The organism is Haladaptatus caseinilyticus (assembly GCF_026248685.1).
Classification (GTDB): Archaea; Halobacteriota; Halobacteria; order Halobacteriales; family Haladaptataceae; genus Haladaptatus; species Haladaptatus caseinilyticus.
In genome coordinates this window covers 1896668-1914306 of record NZ_CP111036.1, presented here as the reverse complement: position 1 = coordinate 1914306, position 17639 = coordinate 1896668, and the positions used below count along the sequence as shown (strand labels likewise).

The following is a 17639-nucleotide window of genomic DNA, read 5'->3' as shown; positions in this document are numbered from 1 at the left end:
AACCCCGTCCGAATTGTCGGAACCGATACGACTGAGACGGTCGCCGTTCGAATACGACCATGTACGACGCTATCATCGTCGGAGGTGGCATCGTCGGCGCGTCCGTGGCGTACCATCTCGCACGACGTGACGTGGAGACGCTCCTCATCGACCGTCACGACGACGGTCGTGCGACCGACGCAGGCGCGGGAATCATCTCACCAGCGACGAGCAGTCGAACCGCTTCGAACGAATGGTTCGAACTCGCGTTGGACGCCGCCGCCTACTATCCAACCCTCGACGAACGGTTGACCGAGGAACAGGACGGCGACACGGGGTACTCGAACTGTGAACTCCTCTCGGTAGCCGTCGGCGACGACGAGGTACCGGAGTTCGATGCCACGACGGACCGAATCGAGAAACGACGATCGAGGTTCGGCCAACCGGAACCGGGGACGACGACTGAACTCACGTCGGACGAAGCGCGTTCGAAATTCCCGGCACTGGCCCCCACACAGCGATGCCGTGCATACAGCGACGCGGCACGGGTAGACGCTCAGATGTTTACGGCCGCCTTGCTTCGTGCCGGAAAACATCACGGCCTCACAACCGTCGAGCAGGACGTGACGGATATCGTCCACGAGAACGGGGTCGTCACGGGGGTCAACACCGCTGACGGCGACAGCTACGACGCCGAAACCGTGGTCGTCGCCGGAGGGGCGTGGTCGCAAGCGTTCGAAACATCGCTCGGCGTCTCGATTCCGGTCGAACCACAACGCGGCCAAATCATTCACCTCGACTGCCACGATGCCGATACGGCGTCGTGGCCCATCCTCGGTGCGTTTCGCGGTCACTACATGGTACCATGGCCGGACAACCGAGTCGGGGTCGGAGCAACCCGCGAAACCGATTCCGGGTTCCAACCACGAACGACGGTAGAGGGCGTCCACGAGGTCCTCGACGAGGTACTTCGTGTCGCACCGGGTCTCCGGGACGCAGCGGTAGACGAAATTCGAGTCGGCCTTCGGCCACGCTCGGCCGACCAACTGCCGGTGTTGGGGCCGATTCCGACCGTCGAGGGAGTTCATTTGGCGACCGGCCACGGAGCGACGGGTCTACAACTCGGACCGTACAGCGGAAAGCTGGTCGCCGACGGAATCAGCGGCGAATCGGTCGATATCGAACAGTTCAGTGTGACTCGATTCGAGTGAGTCGGCTCATTCCTCAAAACCGATTCACCGAGAACAGGTCGATGTCGTGTCGGCTCTCGCCTTCGATGGCCAACTCCGCCAGAATCTCGCCGACGACGCTCGAGAGTTTGAACCCGTGGCCGGAAAAGCCCGCACCGACGACGACCTGCGGGTGGTCGGGAAGCGTATCGATGATGAAATGTCCGTCCGGAGAATTGGTAAAGAGACACGTTTCCAAGCGCATCGTCGTCCCCGCGGCGTCGGGGAAATAGCGCTCGGTGAAGTCGCGGAGGACGCGTTCGTCGGCCTGATCCGGCTCTGCCATCTCGTCCGGGTTCACCTGTTCGCGGAAGTGGTTGTATTTGCCGACCTTGTACCCTGGAACGCCGTACTCCGGGAACCCATAGAAGTAGCCCTCCTCGCACTCCACGGTGAAAACGGGAAAGCTGTGAGACTGGTAGCGTTCGGGCGATTCCGGTTGGAACCAGCCGAGTACCTGTCGCTCCGGAACCGCCCGCGGTTCCAACGTCGGAAGCAGGTTCGCGGCCCATGCACCCGCCGTGACGACCATCGTGTCCGTTGTGTAACTCGCTTTGTCCGTCTCGACGCGGACACCGTCATCCGGCGTGGGTTCCCAATCGAGAACCGCTTCCCTGGCGCGAATCTCCGCGTTGTTTCCGAGAGCCGACTGGACGTGGGCGACAACGCACTGTTCGACGTGAAGAAACCCACCCTCCGGTTCCACGACGGCGACGAAATCCTCCGGGAGGTCGTAGCCGGAATAGCGGTCGTTGATTTCCGCGGCCGAGAGCAGTTCGTAGTCAATGTCGTGTTTCTCGCAGGATTCGCGTGCACCGGCGACTTTCTCGCTTCCCTCGGGGCCCGCGACGATACAGCCCGTCGTGTGCAGGAGCTGTGTCGGGTGCCCGTCGTCCAGTTCTCGCCACAGGTCGTAGGCGCGTTCGAGGAGCGGAACGTAGTCCGGATGTTCGTAGTACGCTTTCCGGATGATCCGGGTCACACCGTGTGACGACCCCTGTGCGTGTGGCACGTCGTAGCGTTCGAGTCCGAGTACGTCCTGTCCCCGGTTCGCCAGATGGGACGCCGTTGCACTGCCCATTCCCCCGACGCCGACGACGATGGTGTCGTAATGAGTCATCCGTCACCATCGTTCTCTCCGGTGGCTATAGTGATTCGTGTTCCTCAGTGAAATTTCGGGATCGAATACGCATGCAACGAGCGTACAGACGACACCGCATTGTTCCCTGTCTGTGAATGAGCTCGGTGAGACGATACGACGCTTTGCGGCACGAATCCGCCGAAGCGAGTCGCGATTTTGAAGGACACTCTCGGTGGCAACTCATTCCACCACTCGTCGAACGGTCCGAATAATGGCTGATTGACGTTCCGATAACGGTATATCCTCGAAGCGAATACCGATGCGAAAACACCTGCACAGCAAGGTGCATACCGTGACGGGACAGACAGACTACATCGACGACGACATCGCGGACGTGATTATCAACGGCTCGAAGTACGAGCGACTGCGCGTCCGTCGGCACAGCATTTTCGACCAATCGATTCCGACGAAATTGGCGTGGCAGAGCGTCCTCCTGCTTGCGCTGGCGCTCGTCGCACCCATCACACTGGTGTATCCGTCGGACGTCGCTGCCCTGTACCCGGGCGGCGACCCACTGACGTCTTCGCCAACGGTGTTGATGCCGGGAGCACTCGTCCTCATTCTCGAACTGGGGACGGCGGTGGCACACGTCGCCGTCGCCGGTTCGATACTCCGCGGCGGATCGGCACTCAGCGAACGCCGAATGCGAAACCTCCTCAGCGTCGAAGAGATGGCATCGTTCTACGGTTTCGTGGGCGGCGTACTACTCCTCGGCATAACGCTCGGTTTCTTCCTATTCGGCTTTTCGGGCGTCGAAACGATTCAACAATACTCGACGACCGGACAAAAAGGGCCGTTCGATCCCTCCGGCACGGGTCTCAGCGTTGCGACTGTCTCGCTGTTTTCGTTCGTTGCAAGCGGCGTGCTCTTCGTGGTAAGCCGATATTTGGACACTCGACTGTAGTACCGGAGATCGAGTGTGCCTCTTGCTTCGCTATCGAAGTCAGAGGACGAGGGTAGAGGGCAGAGTAGATAAAAACGATTCAGTCGGGTTTGCAGCAGGGAATCCCTGTAGACGGTTAAAATGTTTTTGTGCGAGATATGGATGGATCTAACGAAACTCACGGGGATCCTACTGAGCGAAATAATTCGTGAACGATTTCCTTGATTAAAGGTATTTGCGGAGGTATCCGGCCGTGGACGAATTTACCGTCCGATGTTCATCGATGACCAACAAAAAATTAGGGATCGCTCTCATCGCAATCGCGGTGTTCGGGGCGGTCCATATGGGATCACTTGGAACGGTTCTCGCAGACAGCGATCACGAACAGCCGAAAGTAACGAATCACAAGCCAGACCAAAGCAGTTGGCAGAAGGCAAACGCTTCAGCCGACCAACAACAGAAAGTAAAGCAAGGAAATTCGGACAAGCAGAAAGGCGCGGTTGCATGTTCTGCGCCGAAGAAGAAGATCAAGAAGAAGTGTCCACCGAAGACGAAGACGCCAACGACGACGCCAACCACAACGCCAACGACGACGCCAACCACGACGACCACAACACCAACGACAACGCCAACCACAACGCCAACGACGACGCCAACCACGACGACCACAACACCAACGACAACGCCAACCACAACGCCAACGACGACGCCAACCACGACGACCACAACACCAACGACAACGCCAACCACAACGACCACAACAACGACTACCACGACAACGACGACTACCACGACCACCGAACCGATTCGTGCAATCAGTAACATCCAGTTCTACGTCATCAATCCGGATACGGGCGAAGAGGAACTGCTCGTGAAGTTCGAGTGGGATGGATCGCAGTTCGTGCCGGAGGGTGGCGACCCGATGGGCGTCACCATCACTAATGTCGTAACGAAACCGGGTGAGCCGAGTGAACCAATTATGGCGAGTTGGGAATCGGATCAGGAGATTTCCCGCGTCGTCGTGAAATCCGGGCCTCCGGAGTGTGAATTCCCCGGTGGAACATCCGGAATGGTTACTTCGTGTGACATCGGAGGAACGCCGATCAACGGTAACCAGCCACTGCTGCCATTCCTCCCGGACATGGATATCCCATCCCTTCCGGAACTATGGGTCCTTCTGAGCGGTCTCGCTGGTGCGACCCTCCTCATCCGACGACCGTAGTTCGAGGACCACCGCTACAATTTTTCAAGTGAAGCGGTAGAACGAAGAGCTATCCAATGGTGGTCAGAAAGTTTAGGGATAATCATGATGTACGTTCCGAATGGGGAGGGCCACACCGTGGGGGAAGACGAGCCGGATGACCTGTACGATATCCTCCTGGACGAATCGATAGACGACCCGATTTACCGAGCGTTGGCGAATCAGCGGCGGCGGTACGTACTGTACGTCCTCAAGGAGCGCGAGCGAATCACGATGGACGAACTGGCGGACGTTCTCACCGGCTGGATTCATGCACGCGAGTATCGGATGGCCTCGTCTGTAGACCGTGAGCAGTTAGCAACGGAACTTCGAGAGGCGGATATTCCTGCACTCGAGGATGCAGGTCTCGCTCGCTACGACGACCGGAAAGCCGTCCTCACGCTCGCGGAGTTACCACCCCCCGTCGCCCGACTCCTCGATTGGGCACAGCGAAACGACTACGAAAACAGCCCCGATCCGAACACGAGTTGGTAGCACTGTGCGAGGAGACGGCACGATCAAAAACGGAGGGCGAACAGCAAATGAATCGGACGTTCCTACACGACCAAATCGCCGCTGTTGAGCGTGAGACGAAGACGCTCACGGTGTACAGCGCCGAACCGACGACCGACCTCGGCGAGCAATTCGAAACGAAAAACGTGGTGGTCAAGCACGAGCGACTGCGGAGCGTCAGACGGAACGGATTCCTCGTCGTTCGAGACCGTCACGGATTTCGGGGAGCCATCGGACTTGCTCCGTTACGAGAATTTCTCACGCCGCCGGTCCGCGTCCCGTGGAACCCGGAGTTCGATTCGTCGCGCTTCCGCGACCTCCTGTCCCTCCTCGACAGAACGTTGTTTTCCTCGTTCGACCGACGACAGATGTTGGGTACGAGTCGGGAGATCGAAGACCGCGCGTGGCGAGTCGGTCGGGGTGAGTTGCACGTCGGCTTTCAGTCGCTGAATGCGTTCCAAGCCCAGGTACCCGTCTACCGGCGACTGGCGGACGAGACCGATTTGGCCATCCATATCTACGGTGAATCGGATTGGCAACCACCGCAAGTGCGGAATATCACGTATCATACCGCCGGGACGGATGAAATCGGCATGATATGGTTTCTCGTCTACGATGGCGGTAGCGACGACTTACAGAAATGTGCCCTCGTAGCCGAGGAGCGCGACTCCAACCAGTTCTACGGATTCTGGACGTACGACCCAGGGTCGGTGAACGAACTCATCGACTACCTGCGGCGGGCGTACGGGTGACTCCCGAACGAAAACGAGTGAGGCAACCCTGCGGGAAAAGGGATTGGCCGGTCGGCGGCGACGATTGCTGGACGGGGGTGGACACGTATATCGACACGAACCGACGCCGCTCTCGGGGGCAACGGAACGAATGCATCAAACGCTGGATGAGTGGTGTGCGTACGTCCACGGACGTATCGACGAGTGTGGGAAGTCATCACGCGATCCGTAGAACGTGAGAACAGGTCCTTCTTGAGAAATGGGAGAGCGACAAATCAGTTGGGTTTATGAAAGATGTGATAAAATCATAGTATATGCCCTCCCGTACACACGTTCGCCTCATCTTTGCATTCCTCTTTACTCTCTCCACGATGGTGCTGGCCACTGGTTTCGTGGCCAGCGTGACCGGATCGAACAACGTTCGCGCCGGAATGGAGGACGGTCCCCATGGGATTCAGCATATCCCCCCGAACGAACTGACGGTCGCCACGGACCACAAAAGCCCGTCCGTCGGCGCTAAACTCGTCGCCTTCGATTCCGAGGGAACAGTTCGGTACTACAACGATACGCTCGATTACTACTCTGACGTGGACCCGAGCCCGACTGGAAAATACACGGTGACGTACGTCGGAACCGAAGATCTGCGACCGAAACAGTGTGACGGCGCGTCAGCCTGCCGTCGGATGGTCATCGAGCGACTCAATCTATCGACCGACCACACGACACGACTGTACAGTCGAATCGTGCCGACCTACAAAGGGTACACGCTCCCGTATACGAACAGGTGGCACGACGTGGACCGGATCAACCGAACTCACTTCGCCGTCGCCGATATCGAGCGTGACCGCGTTTTCGTCGTCAACACGTCGAGCGGCATCGTGACGTGGGAATGGCTTGCCCTCTCCCACTACTCGCACAAAAGCGGTGGCCCATATCCGTACGACTTCACACACGTCAACGACGTTGAGGTCCTCGAAGACGGGCGAATCATGGCAAGCATCCGCAACCAGGACCAAGTGGTCTTCCTCAACCGGACGACGGGCGTGGTCGAAAACTGGACGATCGGCGAGGAGGGCAATCACAAGTGGCTGTTCGGCCAGCACAACCCGGATTACATTCCCGAATCGCAGGGCGGCCCGGCAGTCATTATCGCCGACTCGCACAACGACAGAATCGTCGAATACCAACGCGTGAACGGGAGTTGGGAACAAAGCTGGGTCTGGCGAGACAACCGACTTCAGTGGCCCCGCGACGCCGACAGACTACCGAACGGCAACACCCTCATCACCGACACGCACGGCAACCGAGTCGTCGAGGTGGACGAAAACGGTGAACCGGTCTGGAGCGTCGAACTCCACTTCCCATACGACGCCGAACGCCTCGGAACTGGCGACGAAAGTGCGGGCGGCGAAAGCGCCCAGCGAGCTGATATCGCCGGTCGAGAACCGATTTCGGGCGCGAACGACGACGCAAACAGTCAAGAAAATGAGGGTACCCGGACGAAGACGCAGAACGGGGTCAGCCTCCTCGGACTGGCTGGACAAGCCATGGACGCCATCGAAGAGGCCATCCCGGAGATGGTGCTGAACGCGGTGTTGTACGCGCTTCCCGGATGGGCCGACGTGGACGACGTGTTCGCGCTGGCGGTGCTGCTCGGAACAACGGGAGCATGGGGTTCCATGGAGGCATACTGGCGAGGATATCGGATTCGAAAGCCGTTCTCCCGAATCGAAACTGACCAGCAGTAACTCGATTCGAGCTATTGTTACCGTATCACGAACGTTAAATGAGCCGTTCGGTTCACGATACTGTCTACCAGTTCACTTATCCACGCTCGCGGACAGATATCCGACACTAAATGAGCTATCGAGACGCGGTCATGGCTGCAAAATACGCCGGTGGATCGAACGAACAAGCGACGGCACTCCACGAACGTCGTCTCGACACAATCGTTGCCGGCGACGGGTTTTTCGATTTCGACGCACGACGTGGCATCGTCGTCCACATCGTTCCGGATGCCGTCTACGATGATGGCTACGCCATCGACCTCGCGGAACACTCGATATTGCCTGAAGCCGATCCGTCACGACCGACCCAACTGCCGGTGCTCGGAAATCACGAGGACGTGCGCGGAACGTGGACAGCCGATGGGTTCGGCGCATACGTCGAGCGCGACCGGGGTAGCGAGCATGACAGCTGTGCCGGCTATTCGCACCTCTTTTCGAACGGTGTCGTCGAATCCGTTTCGGCCCTCCCGTTCGACGGGTCGTGGGAGGGCGGTGAACCGACACATCTCGACGGGCGAACACTCGAAATCGACTTGACGGGTTGTGTTCGGCGATATCTCCGCGTTCTCGCGTACCACCAACAGATGGCCCCGATTCACGTCACACTCACGATGTACGGTGCCGGCGGAGAACGGCTCGATCCGGGTGAAAGCGTCCATGATGACCCCGGTCGAATCGGCGACGATGTTCTCGCCCCGTTTCCCGTCACCCTCGCGAACTTCGATGCCGACGTTCGCGCCGAACTCGCCGACCCGATCGACGCCCTCTGGCGAGGTGCGGGCTATCCCGGATCGCCGTTCTTCACCGATGGCGAGTGGACGCTTCGCTCGGCGTACGAGGATTCACGGTGAGCCGAGAGACGGTTGTGACTGGGGTTATTCCAACATCGCCGCCGCCTCTTCGACAGCGTCAGCCGTTCCCAAAACGGTAACCACGTCTCCCTCCTGGAGCACGAAGTCGCATTCCGGGATGAAATACTCGCCGTTCCGTCGGACGAGCACTGCCATGCTTTCGTCCGGAAACGAGACGGTTTGGAGTTCGGTTCCGATAGCCGATTCGGAACCCACGGTCACCTCGGTGATCTCGTTTTCGTCGCCGACGCTGGAAAGCCACTCGAACAGGCTCGGCCGAAGGATGAGGTCGTCCAGCGTATCGACCGTTGCGAGCGCAGGCGTCGTGGTTCGCACCCCGAGGTCCTCGAAAGCGTCCACGTTCGCCGGGTCGTTCACCCGTGCAAACAGGTCTTCGATGCCGAACTTCGTCCGAGCGGTCTGACACGCGAGGATGTTCTGGTCGTCTTCGCCAGTCGCCGCAACCACCATTTTCGCGTCGCTCACACCTGCATCCTGGAGGACTGTGGCGTTCGTTCCATTGCCGTGAACGACCGAGAACCCTTCCGCTCGGAGGTCGGCCATAGTATCCGCGTCGCGCTCGATGATGATGGCGTTTTCACCCCTATCCTCGAGACGCTCCGCGAGGGTCCGTCCGATGCTGCTTCCGCCGATGATGAGTATCGTCATGGGTACGATGTCGAGTCGTTTTGCGATGAACGGCGCGCCGCCCGCCTCTACCACAACCGTCGCGAGAATAACGAGAAAGACGACGCCGACGACGTTGTTCGCGTTTTCCACGTTTGCCGTCGCGAGTTGGAGCGAGAAGAGGGTCGCAGTAGATGCAGGGATGATCCCTCGCGGGCCGACAGCCGAAATGAACAGCCGTTCGTTGCGTGTGAAATCGGAGTTGACGGTCGAGAGAAGGACGCTGAGTGGTCGAATGACCACTATTGCGACCAGCACGACGGCGACGCCGGCGAGGCCGAACTCCACGAGTTCCTCGAAGCGAAGCAGTGACGCGAGAATGAGATAGACGATGCTCAAGACGATCGCGGTGATGTCTCCGCTGAACCCCGCGATTTCTTGATCGTACGGGATATCCTCGTTTCCCAACAGCAACCCGGCTACTGCGACCGAAACGACGCCCGCCTCCGATGCGAATAGATCGGCGATGGCAAACGTGATGAGTGCCGTCGCTAGTACGGCGAGCCTCGAATCCTGTGGCTTTCGGCTGAGATTTCGAAGCACGTAGCCGATCCCGACTGCGGCGACGATACCGATGAGGACGCCGACGCTGAGCGTGGTGACGAACTCGATGATGACTTCTTCGTCTACCGGTCCACCGCGCGTGAACGGCTCCTTTCCGAGCGCCGCCGCACTGAAAATGACTGCCCCCAATACGGAAGCAACGGGGTCATTGACGATGCCTTCGGTTTCGAGCGTCGTTTTCACGCCCTCTCGGACGTTCGTCTGTTCCAGTATCGGCGTTACCACGGTCGGACCGGTCGCCACGAGGAGTGCGCCGATGAGAAACGAAAGGCTCCACTGAAGGCCGAGCAGGAAGCGAATCGTTAGACTCAATCCGAGAAACGTAATCGCGGAGCCGAGAGTGACGAGTCTGAGCGTCGCGGTTGATGCTGACCGTATTCTCGAAAGCGAGAGGCTGAACGCACCCTCGAAGACGATGATTGCGACCGCAAGCGAGACGATTGTCGAGAGACTGTCGTTGAACAACGTCGGGTCGAGAAGGCCGATCATCTCCGGACCGAACAGAATGCCGAATCCGAGGAGAAAGACGACGTTCGGGATACCGTATCGGTCGGCGAGGAGCTTCGACACGGCTCCGAGCAGGATTATCGACGCCGAAACGAGTAATGCATCAGTGGCCATCGCTCAGTAACCTCGGCGGACGTTCCGTTCGCCCGAGGAACAGCTGCGACCCCTCCGATGACGGACCGCAAGCAAGAGCATGTCAACCGATTCACGGATAAATGTCGCGGCCATCATGGACATCGTTCGACGACGAGTCCAGTTGGATGACCACTCGAATCATTCACCGTTCACTTCATTGTCCTCGTTTCGGGTTCAACCTCGAAACGCCTCGTATTTGCCGACAATATTGTAGAATAGAGTATGTGAATCGTTGCTTAGTGCTATCTGCAAAGAACACGCAGAAGCGCCGATGAGGCCCACAGTAGCCATAAAACGACACCGAAGCGAGCATACGTAACTATTATTCACAAATTACAGTATGAGGTCACTACCGGACAAGAAGGGCGTTTTCAGCCACCCAATAACAATGGTTTGTTCGGTCAAAAGACGCGACAGTTGCTCGGTACGATAACACCGATTCGAACGAGCGGCGAAACACGAATATATACAAAGTATGATCGATCACGACACAATTCCGGATGCTATAAAACGGCGACGGCTCCTCCAGGGGCTTGGCGGTGCTGGTATCGCGGCACTCGCCGGTTGCTCGGGGAGCCAACAAACGAACTCCGGCGGTACGCTGACCCTCGCACAGGTCAAGAGTCCGCTTGAGTTCGACCCCATCGTCCTCAACGACGTACCATCTTCACAGGTGGCGAGTCAGGTCTTCGAGGGGCTGTACACCTACAATAAGGGTATCGACGTCGTCCCACAGATGGCGACGAGCGAACCCGAGGTGAAGAACAACGGAAAAACGTACATCGTCGAGATGAAGAAGGGTCCGAAGTTCCAAAACGGTGACCCTGTCACGTTCGAGGACATAAAATACTCGTTCGAAGCGCCAGTCAAGGAAGAGACCGAGAACGCGGCGGAGTTGAACATGATCAAGTCCATCTCGAAGGTTGGCAAACGGAAGATCAAGTTCGACTTGAAATATCCATACGGTCCGTTCATGAACGCCTTGACGTGGTCTATCGTTCCGAAGAGCGTTCGGGAAAAGGACAAGGGCAAGTTCAACAAGAAAAACCCGGTCGGTTCCGGCCCGTTCAAATTCGATAGCTGGCAGGAAGGGAATATGGCCAAAATCTCCCGGTGGGACGACTACTGGGGGGAGCCGGTACCGAACCTCGCAGGAATCGAATTCAAGCCCGTCGAAGAACCGACGACTCGCCTGACGAGCCTCCAGACCGGCGAAAGCGACGTAATCGAGGAAATTCCGCCCAAGCTCTGGCAACAGGTAAAAAGCATGGGCGACGCGAAAATAGCATCTGTCGACGGGATGGGGTACTTCTATCTCGCGTTCAACTGCAAGAACGGGCCGACGGCCGACCCCAAAGTGCGAGAAGCCATCGACTACTGCTTCGACATGGACCAAGCGGTGTCGAACTTCGTGGAACCGAGCGGGGTCCGCCAGTACAGTCCGCTGCCGGAGCTGATTTCGAAAAAGTGGGGAATGCCGCTAAAGGAGTGGAAAAACATTCCGCACGGCAAGAACATCGACCGAGCGAAGACGATTCTCGACGAGTCCGATTCGGTGCCGGACAACTGGAACGCGAACATCATCGTCCCGCCGGACGACAAGCGCGAACAGTTGGGTGTCACGGTCGCGAACGGCATCAAGGAGGCCGGGTACAATGCCAACGTCCAACGACTGGACTGGGGTGCGTTCCTCGACAAATACGTCTCGGGTAACCCGAACGATTACAACATGTACACGCTCGGCTGGTCCGGAACCCCTGACCCGGACGCGTTCACGTACTACTTCTTCACGAAGGAAGCACACGGTACGACGGACGGCACCTACTACAACGGTATCAACAAACAGATCAATCAGGCGCGACGGTCCGCGGACCGACAGAAGCGCAAGAGGCTGTACAAGAACGCCATCACGAAAATGCTGAACGACCGGGCGCATCTTCCGGCCTACAACTTGAAAAACAGCTTCGGGATGAAAAACGACGTCAACGGGTTCGAGGCACACCCCGTTCTGAGCTTCGTGGTCGCGACCAACTACACGAACGCATCCATCGGGTCGCAGTAACCATCGACCCCGTTTCGATACGATTCAACGACATACATGGGAATTCTCCGATACACGATTCGCCGGTCTTTGCAAGCTATCCCGGTTCTGATCGGAATCGCGACGATTACGTTCCTGCTGACGAACGCGATTCCGGGCGACCCCGTCCAGATCATGCTCGGGCCATCCCCGAGTGCAGAGATGGTCCAGGAAATCAGGGCGCAGTATGGCCTGGACGAACCGCTCCCCGTGCGGTACGTGAACTATCTCACCGCGCTCGTACAGGGTGACTTCGGCCAGAGTATCTACTACGGAACGCCCGTACTGACGAAGATCATGGAGCGACTGCCGGTGACGCTCCTGCTCATGCTCTCTAGTTTCACGTTCGCACTAGTGACGGCCATTCCGCTCGGCATCATCTCCGCCAGACGGCGGAACCAACCGACCGACCACGTGTCGCGTATCGTCGCCCTCATCGGCGTCAGTACGCCATCGTTCTGGATCGGGCTGATGCTCATCATCGTCTTCGCGTACCATCTGAACTGGTTCCCAGCGACGGGGCTGGTTCTCCCATGGGCGAACCCCAGTTCTGTCGAAGGGGCGTCCTCGCAACTCGACGTCTTCTGGCAGACGGGGATGCACCTGCTCTTGCCGACCCTTTCGCTCGGGACCCTTCAGATGGCGGCGATTACCCGAATCGAACGGTCGTCGATGTTGGAGGTCCTCCAGCAGGAGTACGTGAAGTTGGCGCGTGCCTACGGAGTCTCCGAACGAACGATTCTGCGAAAACACGCCTTCCGCAACGCACAACTCCCGGTCATTACCGTCGTTGGACTCCAACTTACTTCCGCGCTCGGCGGAGCCGTACTGACCGAGACGGTGTTCAACATCAACGGAATGGGACGGCTCATCATTACGGCGATCAACAATCAGGATTATCCGCTGGTCATGGGAACGACGGTCTTTTTCGGCCTGACGTTCGTCGTCGGCGTCATCCTCACTGACCTTTCGTATGCGTATATCGATCCCCGCGTGACCTACGACGAGGTGGACTGACGATGGGAACAGGTGAAACTTCATCCGACAAACTCCGCGAATCGCAGTCGAACGAGCGATACGACTCCGACGAAAGGGTTGAGTCCCGTGTCGGCTGGCGATATACGCTCGATCAAATTCGCCGGGATACGACCGCGAGAATCGGTTTTTACACCATCAGCTTCATTCTCGCCGTCGCCGTCTTCGCGTGGATAGACGCGAAACTGTTCGATTACGCCATCGCGAGTCGGTTCTGGTACAATCCCGTGAACGACCCCGCGAACGCACGGATCCTCCTCCCACCGGTCGGGATGGAGAACACGTTCGGAACCGGGACGTGGAAATATCCGCTTGGAACCGATCACCGCGGCCGCGACATTCTCGTCCGACTCGTCTATGGGACCCGAATCGCTATGCAGGTCGGCATCGTTTCGACCGGCTTCGGGCTCATCGCGGGCACCCTCGTCGGCGCCGTCGCGGGGTATCACGGCGGGTGGATAGACGACGCGCTGATGCGCCTCGTCGAGACGCTGTATGCGATCCCGTTCCTCGTGCTCGTCATCGCGTTCATGGCCGCGTTCGGCCGCGATTTGACCTTCGCCATGATCGGCGTCGGTATCACGACGATACCCGTGTTCGCCCGGCTGATTCGATCGCGCGTGGTCAGCGTACGCGAGGAAGAGTACATCGAGGCGGCACGTGCCGCGGGAGTGCGTGACCGAAACATCATCCTCCGACACGTCATCCCGAACAGCTTCGCACCCGTTCTCGTGCAGGCAACCTTGCAGGTCGGCATCAGCATCCTCATCGTGGCCGGTCTCTCGTTCCTCGGCTTCGGCGCACAACCGCCGACGCCATCGTGGGGCCAGATGCTGAATCAGTCACGTGGCTACATGCTTCCCGACCCGTGGTTCAGCCTGTGGCCCGGCCTCGCCATTCTCATCACCGTGATGGGGTTCAACCTGCTCGGGGACGGCCTGCGAGACGCGCTCGACCCACGAATAAACAACTAATCAGAAGATAATGACAGAGACAATACTCAAAATCGACGATCTGAAGACACAGTTTTTCACCGAGGAAGGCGTCGTTCGTGCGGTCGATGGTATCTCCTTCGACGTGAAAGAGGGCGAAATCGTCGGCCTCGTGGGCGAAAGCGGGGCCGGAAAGAGCGTCGCCGCCCAGAGCATTCTCCGCCTCATCGATCATCCCGGCGAAATCGTCGGGGGCGAAGTCCGCTTCAAGGATGAACTGCTGTTCGGCGTCGAAGAAGGGCCGGACGGCGAATTGGAGACGCGCGACGAGATGCTGTCGAACGAGGAGATGCGACGGCGGATTCGTGGCAAGGAGATCGCCATCATCTTCCAGGATCCGATGGAGAGCTTGAATCCCGTGTTCACGGTCGGCAATCAGCTTCGGGAGTTCATCGAAATCAATCGCGGCCTCTCGAAAAAGGAGGCAAAGGAAGAAGCGGTGCACATGCTTCGCGAGGTCGGGATTCCAGAACCCGAAGCACGCTACGACAACTACCCCCACCAATTCTCCGGTGGGATGCGCCAGCGTGTGCTCATCGCCATGGCGTTGGCCTGCGAACCGAGCCTCATCATCGCGGACGAACCCACGACGGCGCTGGACGTGACCGTCGAGGGTCAAATCCTTTCGTTGGTGAACGATCTGCAGGACAAATACGATACGAGTTTTATCTGGGTGACCCACGACATGGGGGTCGTCGCCGAGCTCTGTGACCGTGTCAACGTGATGTATCTCGGCGAAATCGTGGAACAGGCGACGGTAGACGACCTGTTCTACGATACGAAACATCCCTACACGGAAGCCCTGTTGAATTCGATGCCGCGCCCCGACCAGACCGTGCACGAACTGGAGCCCGTGAAAGGCGTGATGCCCGAAGCGATCGACCCCCCGCGAGGGTGTCGCTTCCACACGCGCTGTCCGGACGCCCGTGAAGCCTGTGTCGAGGTTCACCCCGAGTGTCGGGAAGTCAGCGACAGGGACGACCCGGACGAGGCCTCACACCGGTCTGCCTGCATCAAACACGACGAGTTCGACGCAGGATACTGGTTCAGCGACCCGATCGAGGTTCGCACGAAGTCGGGAATCACAGGCGACGCACTCGCCGACCGACCGGAGGGGGGTAACTGAAATGAGCGATTCGATGACAGCGCGACAACTCGACGAGGACGACACGGCGATGGGCGAACCGCTTCTGGAAGTCGAAGGGCTCACGAAGCACTTCACCGACGGTGGTGGCTTCCTCTCCGGACTGTTCGGCGAGTCGTCGGAATCGGTTCGTGCGGTGGAAGACGTGTCGTTTACGATTCACAAGGGCGAAACGCTGGGGTTGGTTGGCGAGTCCGGCTGTGGAAAGAGTACGTTGGCGCGAACCATCCTTCGACTGCTGAGCCCGACGGAAGGGACGATCTACTTCAAAGGCCAGGACCTGACCGAGATGGGCGACGAGGAGGTGCGAAATCAGCGCAAGGACATGCAGATGATCTTCCAGGACCCACAGTCCTCGCTCGACCCGCGGATGAAAATCGGTCCCATCGTGGAGGAGCCGATGAAAGCCCATGGAATGTACGATTCGGAGGGTCGCGAGGAACGAGCACGCGAACTCCTCGAAAAGGTCGGTCTCGACCCGCAACACTACAACCGGCATCCGCACGCCTTTTCGGGTGGGCAACGACAGCGCGTGAATCTGGCCCGTGCCCTGAGCGTGAATCCGGACTTCATCGTCTGTGACGAACCCGTCTCGTCGCTCGACGTGTCGATCCAGGCACAAGTGCTGAACACGATGCGGTCACTGCAGGACGAGTTCGGGCTGACGTACCTGTTCATCGCCCACGACCTCTCGGTCATTCGCCACATTTCCGACCGCGTCGCCGTGATGTATCTCGGGCAGATGGTCGAACTCGCGGACAAGGAGGAGCTGTACGAAAATCCACAGCATCCCTACACACAGGCATTGTTGGAATCGATTCCGGTGCCGGACCCCCGCGAAACGGGAACCCGCGGTGTCCTCGAAGGCGACGTTCCGAGTCCCATCGACCCGCCAAGTGGCTGTCGGTTCAGAACGCGGTGTCCGAAACTTATCGCACCGCCCGAGTACGAGTTGTCTCCCGTCGAGTGGGAACACACCCGACGATTCCTTCGGGAGGTACAACGCCGCTCGTTCGAACCGGACGGCGAATCCGACATCCTCGTCGAATTCTTCGACGGGTCGATGCCGGATGGCGACGCTGGACGGACCATCGACGAGGCGATCAAGCAGATCCTGCGCGACGACTGGGACGGTGCGAAAGAACGCCTCACGGAATCGTTCGCGGAGGGAAGCATCTGTGCGAAACGGATTCCTGACTACGAGGTGCCGTCGGAGTTCGGAACGGGGCCGCACGATGCGGCGTGTCACCGACACCGCGATGACGTTGTCGAGGGGATACAGGAGCGATAATCGACGACAGTCTCATCGCGCTATCGAAGCGTGATGGTCGTCCCGTCACGTGGCCGTTCGTCGTCCGTCGCGAGATAGGCGCTGATCGTGTACTCCCCCGGTTCGGCCGGGACGCGGGCCGATTCGTCGCGCCGCTCGAATCGGCCGTCCCACGTCACGTGTGCGCGCTTTTTCTCTCGCGCTCGGAAGTAGAACGCGTTCGGTCTGTCGCGGACGTAGTAGGGTTGGTCACTCGCCTCGAGCTGCCCATCCACTTCCCATCCCCAAAGTCGCTGTCGCGGCGTTTCGACGACCATCGGAACCGGGAGTCGGTTCTCGAAGACGACCGTAATTCGTATCTCGTCGCCGACCTCGTATCTCGGTCGGTCGGTCGTGACGGTTGTCGTGATGCTTCGTTGGGCGACCCACTGCGGGACGATAGCTCTGAGTGCGCGTCCGAGATAATCGACGTTCTGGTCGAACCCCAACTGGTCGTCCGAATCTGTCCGGGACATTGGTACGGTTTCGTGTTATACCAATCGATGGGAGGTGGTGGCTTTTGTGGCTCGGTTTCGAGGAAAGTCGGACAGCCAGTGTCATTCGAATCCGTGCCGCGACCAAACTTTTAGGTTCCCCTAAATCATAGGGACGGGTGAAGCGACGATCGACGACACGGAGAACGATGAAAATGACACGGAAAAAGAGGGCGGAGGCATGGGCCTACCTGCATCTCGGGTTGTTCGGACGGTCCGACGACGCCGAATCCACGGAATCGAACGACGGGCGCGGGCGCGACGCCGACGAAACGGCGGAGCGTGCATAGACGATACTCTCGCGAGAGTATCGTGAACAGGACGACCAGTTCGGGCGC

16 protein-coding genes are annotated in these 17639 nt (G+C 58.8%); 13 read left to right on the top strand and 3 right to left on the bottom strand.

Features of this window, described 5'->3' with window-relative positions; all coding sequences use genetic code 11:
- Positions 1–59 precede the first annotated feature (59 nt).
- Complete coding sequence (locus tag OOF89_RS10305) at positions 60–1190, top strand: NAD(P)/FAD-dependent oxidoreductase (RefSeq protein WP_266075802.1); 1131 nt, start codon at positions 60–62, stop codon at positions 1188–1190.
- A gap of 13 nt (positions 1191–1203) precedes the next feature.
- Here OOF89_RS10305 and solA read toward each other — a convergent pair whose 3' ends face one another.
- Positions 1204–2328 carry an N-methyl-L-tryptophan oxidase gene (gene solA, locus OOF89_RS10300; protein ID WP_266075800.1) on the bottom strand — a complete coding sequence of 375 codons (1125 nt, stop codon included), beginning with the start codon at positions 2326–2328 and terminating at the stop codon, positions 1204–1206.
- A 280-nt stretch (positions 2329–2608) separates the two neighbouring features.
- Between solA and OOF89_RS10295 the strand changes: the two genes are divergently transcribed.
- The 6 genes from OOF89_RS10295 (at position 2609) to OOF89_RS10265 (ending at position 8354) form a co-directional block, all read left to right on the top strand.
- The gene (locus tag OOF89_RS10295) at positions 2609–3253 is read left to right on the top strand and encodes a hypothetical protein (protein WP_266075799.1); all 645 of its coding nucleotides are present in this window, start codon (positions 2609–2611) and stop codon (positions 3251–3253) included.
- A 262-nt stretch (positions 3254–3515) separates the two neighbouring features.
- Positions 3516–4454 carry a hypothetical protein gene (locus tag OOF89_RS10290; protein ID WP_266075797.1) on the top strand — a complete coding sequence of 313 codons (939 nt, stop codon included), beginning with the start codon at positions 3516–3518 and terminating at the stop codon, positions 4452–4454.
- A gap of 117 nt (positions 4455–4571) precedes the next feature.
- The gene (locus OOF89_RS10285; RefSeq protein WP_266075795.1) at positions 4572–4967 is read left to right on the top strand and encodes a DUF7344 domain-containing protein; all 396 of its coding nucleotides are present in this window, start codon (positions 4572–4574) and stop codon (positions 4965–4967) included.
- A 47-nt stretch (positions 4968–5014) separates the two neighbouring features.
- On the top strand, positions 5015–5737 hold the full coding sequence (locus OOF89_RS10280) for a DICT sensory domain-containing protein (RefSeq protein WP_266075793.1): 723 nt from the start codon (positions 5015–5017) through the stop codon (positions 5735–5737).
- Between the two features lie 293 nt (positions 5738–6030).
- Positions 6031–7464, top strand: a complete 1434-nt coding sequence (locus OOF89_RS10270; RefSeq protein WP_266075791.1) for an arylsulfotransferase family protein — start codon at positions 6031–6033, stop codon at positions 7462–7464.
- A 110-nt stretch (positions 7465–7574) separates the two neighbouring features.
- A complete protein-coding gene (locus OOF89_RS10265; RefSeq protein WP_266075789.1) occupies positions 7575–8354 on the top strand; it encodes a hypothetical protein in 780 nt (259 codons plus the stop codon).
- Positions 8355–8378: 24 nt separating this feature from the next.
- Here the strand turns inward: OOF89_RS10265 and OOF89_RS10260 are convergent, their stop codons facing one another.
- Complete coding sequence (locus OOF89_RS10260; protein WP_266075787.1) at positions 8379–10226, bottom strand: cation:proton antiporter domain-containing protein; 1848 nt, start codon at positions 10224–10226, stop codon at positions 8379–8381.
- Positions 10227–10722: 496 nt separating this feature from the next.
- Between OOF89_RS10260 and OOF89_RS10255 the strand changes: the two genes are divergently transcribed.
- Genes OOF89_RS10255 through OOF89_RS24535 form a run of 5 tightly spaced genes read left to right on the top strand, consistent with a single transcriptional unit; the run spans position 10723 to position 16789 of the window.
- A complete protein-coding gene (locus OOF89_RS10255) occupies positions 10723–12309 on the top strand; it encodes an ABC transporter substrate-binding protein (protein ID WP_266075785.1) in 1587 nt (528 codons plus the stop codon).
- Between the two features lie 36 nt (positions 12310–12345).
- The gene (locus OOF89_RS10250) at positions 12346–13344 is read left to right on the top strand and encodes an ABC transporter permease (RefSeq protein WP_266075783.1); all 999 of its coding nucleotides are present in this window, start codon (positions 12346–12348) and stop codon (positions 13342–13344) included.
- Between the two features lie 2 nt (positions 13345–13346).
- The gene (locus tag OOF89_RS10245) at positions 13347–14336 is read left to right on the top strand and encodes an ABC transporter permease (RefSeq protein ID WP_266075781.1); all 990 of its coding nucleotides are present in this window, start codon (positions 13347–13349) and stop codon (positions 14334–14336) included.
- 10 nt (positions 14337–14346) lie between these two features.
- Positions 14347–15480, top strand: coding sequence for an ABC transporter ATP-binding protein (locus OOF89_RS10240; protein ID WP_266075779.1), 1134 nt, complete (start codon positions 14347–14349; stop codon positions 15478–15480).
- A 1-nt stretch (position 15481) separates the two neighbouring features.
- Positions 15482–16789 (top strand): ABC transporter ATP-binding protein, encoded by a 1308-nt coding sequence (locus tag OOF89_RS24535; protein ID WP_303657559.1) that lies wholly within the window; start codon positions 15482–15484, stop codon positions 16787–16789.
- 20 nt (positions 16790–16809) lie between these two features.
- Here OOF89_RS24535 and OOF89_RS10230 read toward each other — a convergent pair whose 3' ends face one another.
- The gene (locus tag OOF89_RS10230; RefSeq protein ID WP_266075778.1) at positions 16810–17283 is read right to left on the bottom strand and encodes a hypothetical protein; all 474 of its coding nucleotides are present in this window, start codon (positions 17281–17283) and stop codon (positions 16810–16812) included.
- Between the two features lie 173 nt (positions 17284–17456).
- Between OOF89_RS10230 and OOF89_RS10225 the strand changes: the two genes are divergently transcribed.
- The gene (locus OOF89_RS10225) at positions 17457–17591 is read left to right on the top strand and encodes a hypothetical protein (protein WP_266075776.1); all 135 of its coding nucleotides are present in this window, start codon (positions 17457–17459) and stop codon (positions 17589–17591) included.
- The last annotated feature ends 48 nt before the right edge of the window (positions 17592–17639 follow it).

What these genes read in the sequence shown, in the direction of transcription:
- OOF89_RS10260 (WP_266075787.1), bottom strand. Translation starts at nt 10,226, where the DNA reads ATGGCCACTGATGCATTACTCGTTTCGGCGTCGATAATCCTGCTCGGA.
- OOF89_RS10305 (WP_266075802.1), top strand. Translation starts at nt 60, where the DNA reads ATGTACGACGCTATCATCGTCGGAGGTGGCATCGTCGGCGCGTCCGTG.
- OOF89_RS10270 (WP_266075791.1), top strand. Translation starts at nt 6,031, where the DNA reads ATGCCCTCCCGTACACACGTTCGCCTCATCTTTGCATTCCTCTTTACT.
- OOF89_RS10280 (WP_266075793.1), top strand. Translation starts at nt 5,015, where the DNA reads ATGAATCGGACGTTCCTACACGACCAAATCGCCGCTGTTGAGCGTGAG.
- solA (WP_266075800.1), bottom strand. Translation starts at nt 2,328, where the DNA reads ATGACTCATTACGACACCATCGTCGTCGGCGTCGGGGGAATGGGCAGT.
- OOF89_RS10255 (WP_266075785.1), top strand. Translation starts at nt 10,723, where the DNA reads ATGATCGATCACGACACAATTCCGGATGCTATAAAACGGCGACGGCTC.
- OOF89_RS10265 (WP_266075789.1), top strand. Translation starts at nt 7,575, where the DNA reads ATGAGCTATCGAGACGCGGTCATGGCTGCAAAATACGCCGGTGGATCG.
- OOF89_RS24535 (WP_303657559.1), top strand. Translation starts at nt 15,482, where the DNA reads ATGAGCGATTCGATGACAGCGCGACAACTCGACGAGGACGACACGGCG.
- OOF89_RS10290 (WP_266075797.1), top strand. Translation starts at nt 3,516, where the DNA reads ATGACCAACAAAAAATTAGGGATCGCTCTCATCGCAATCGCGGTGTTC.
- OOF89_RS10245 (WP_266075781.1), top strand. Translation starts at nt 13,347, where the DNA reads ATGGGAACAGGTGAAACTTCATCCGACAAACTCCGCGAATCGCAGTCG.
- OOF89_RS10225 (WP_266075776.1), top strand. Translation starts at nt 17,457, where the DNA reads ATGACACGGAAAAAGAGGGCGGAGGCATGGGCCTACCTGCATCTCGGG.
- OOF89_RS10230 (WP_266075778.1), bottom strand. Translation starts at nt 17,283, where the DNA reads ATGTCCCGGACAGATTCGGACGACCAGTTGGGGTTCGACCAGAACGTC.
- OOF89_RS10295 (WP_266075799.1), top strand. Translation starts at nt 2,609, where the DNA reads ATGCGAAAACACCTGCACAGCAAGGTGCATACCGTGACGGGACAGACA.
- OOF89_RS10250 (WP_266075783.1), top strand. Translation starts at nt 12,346, where the DNA reads ATGGGAATTCTCCGATACACGATTCGCCGGTCTTTGCAAGCTATCCCG.
- OOF89_RS10240 (WP_266075779.1), top strand. Translation starts at nt 14,347, where the DNA reads ATGACAGAGACAATACTCAAAATCGACGATCTGAAGACACAGTTTTTC.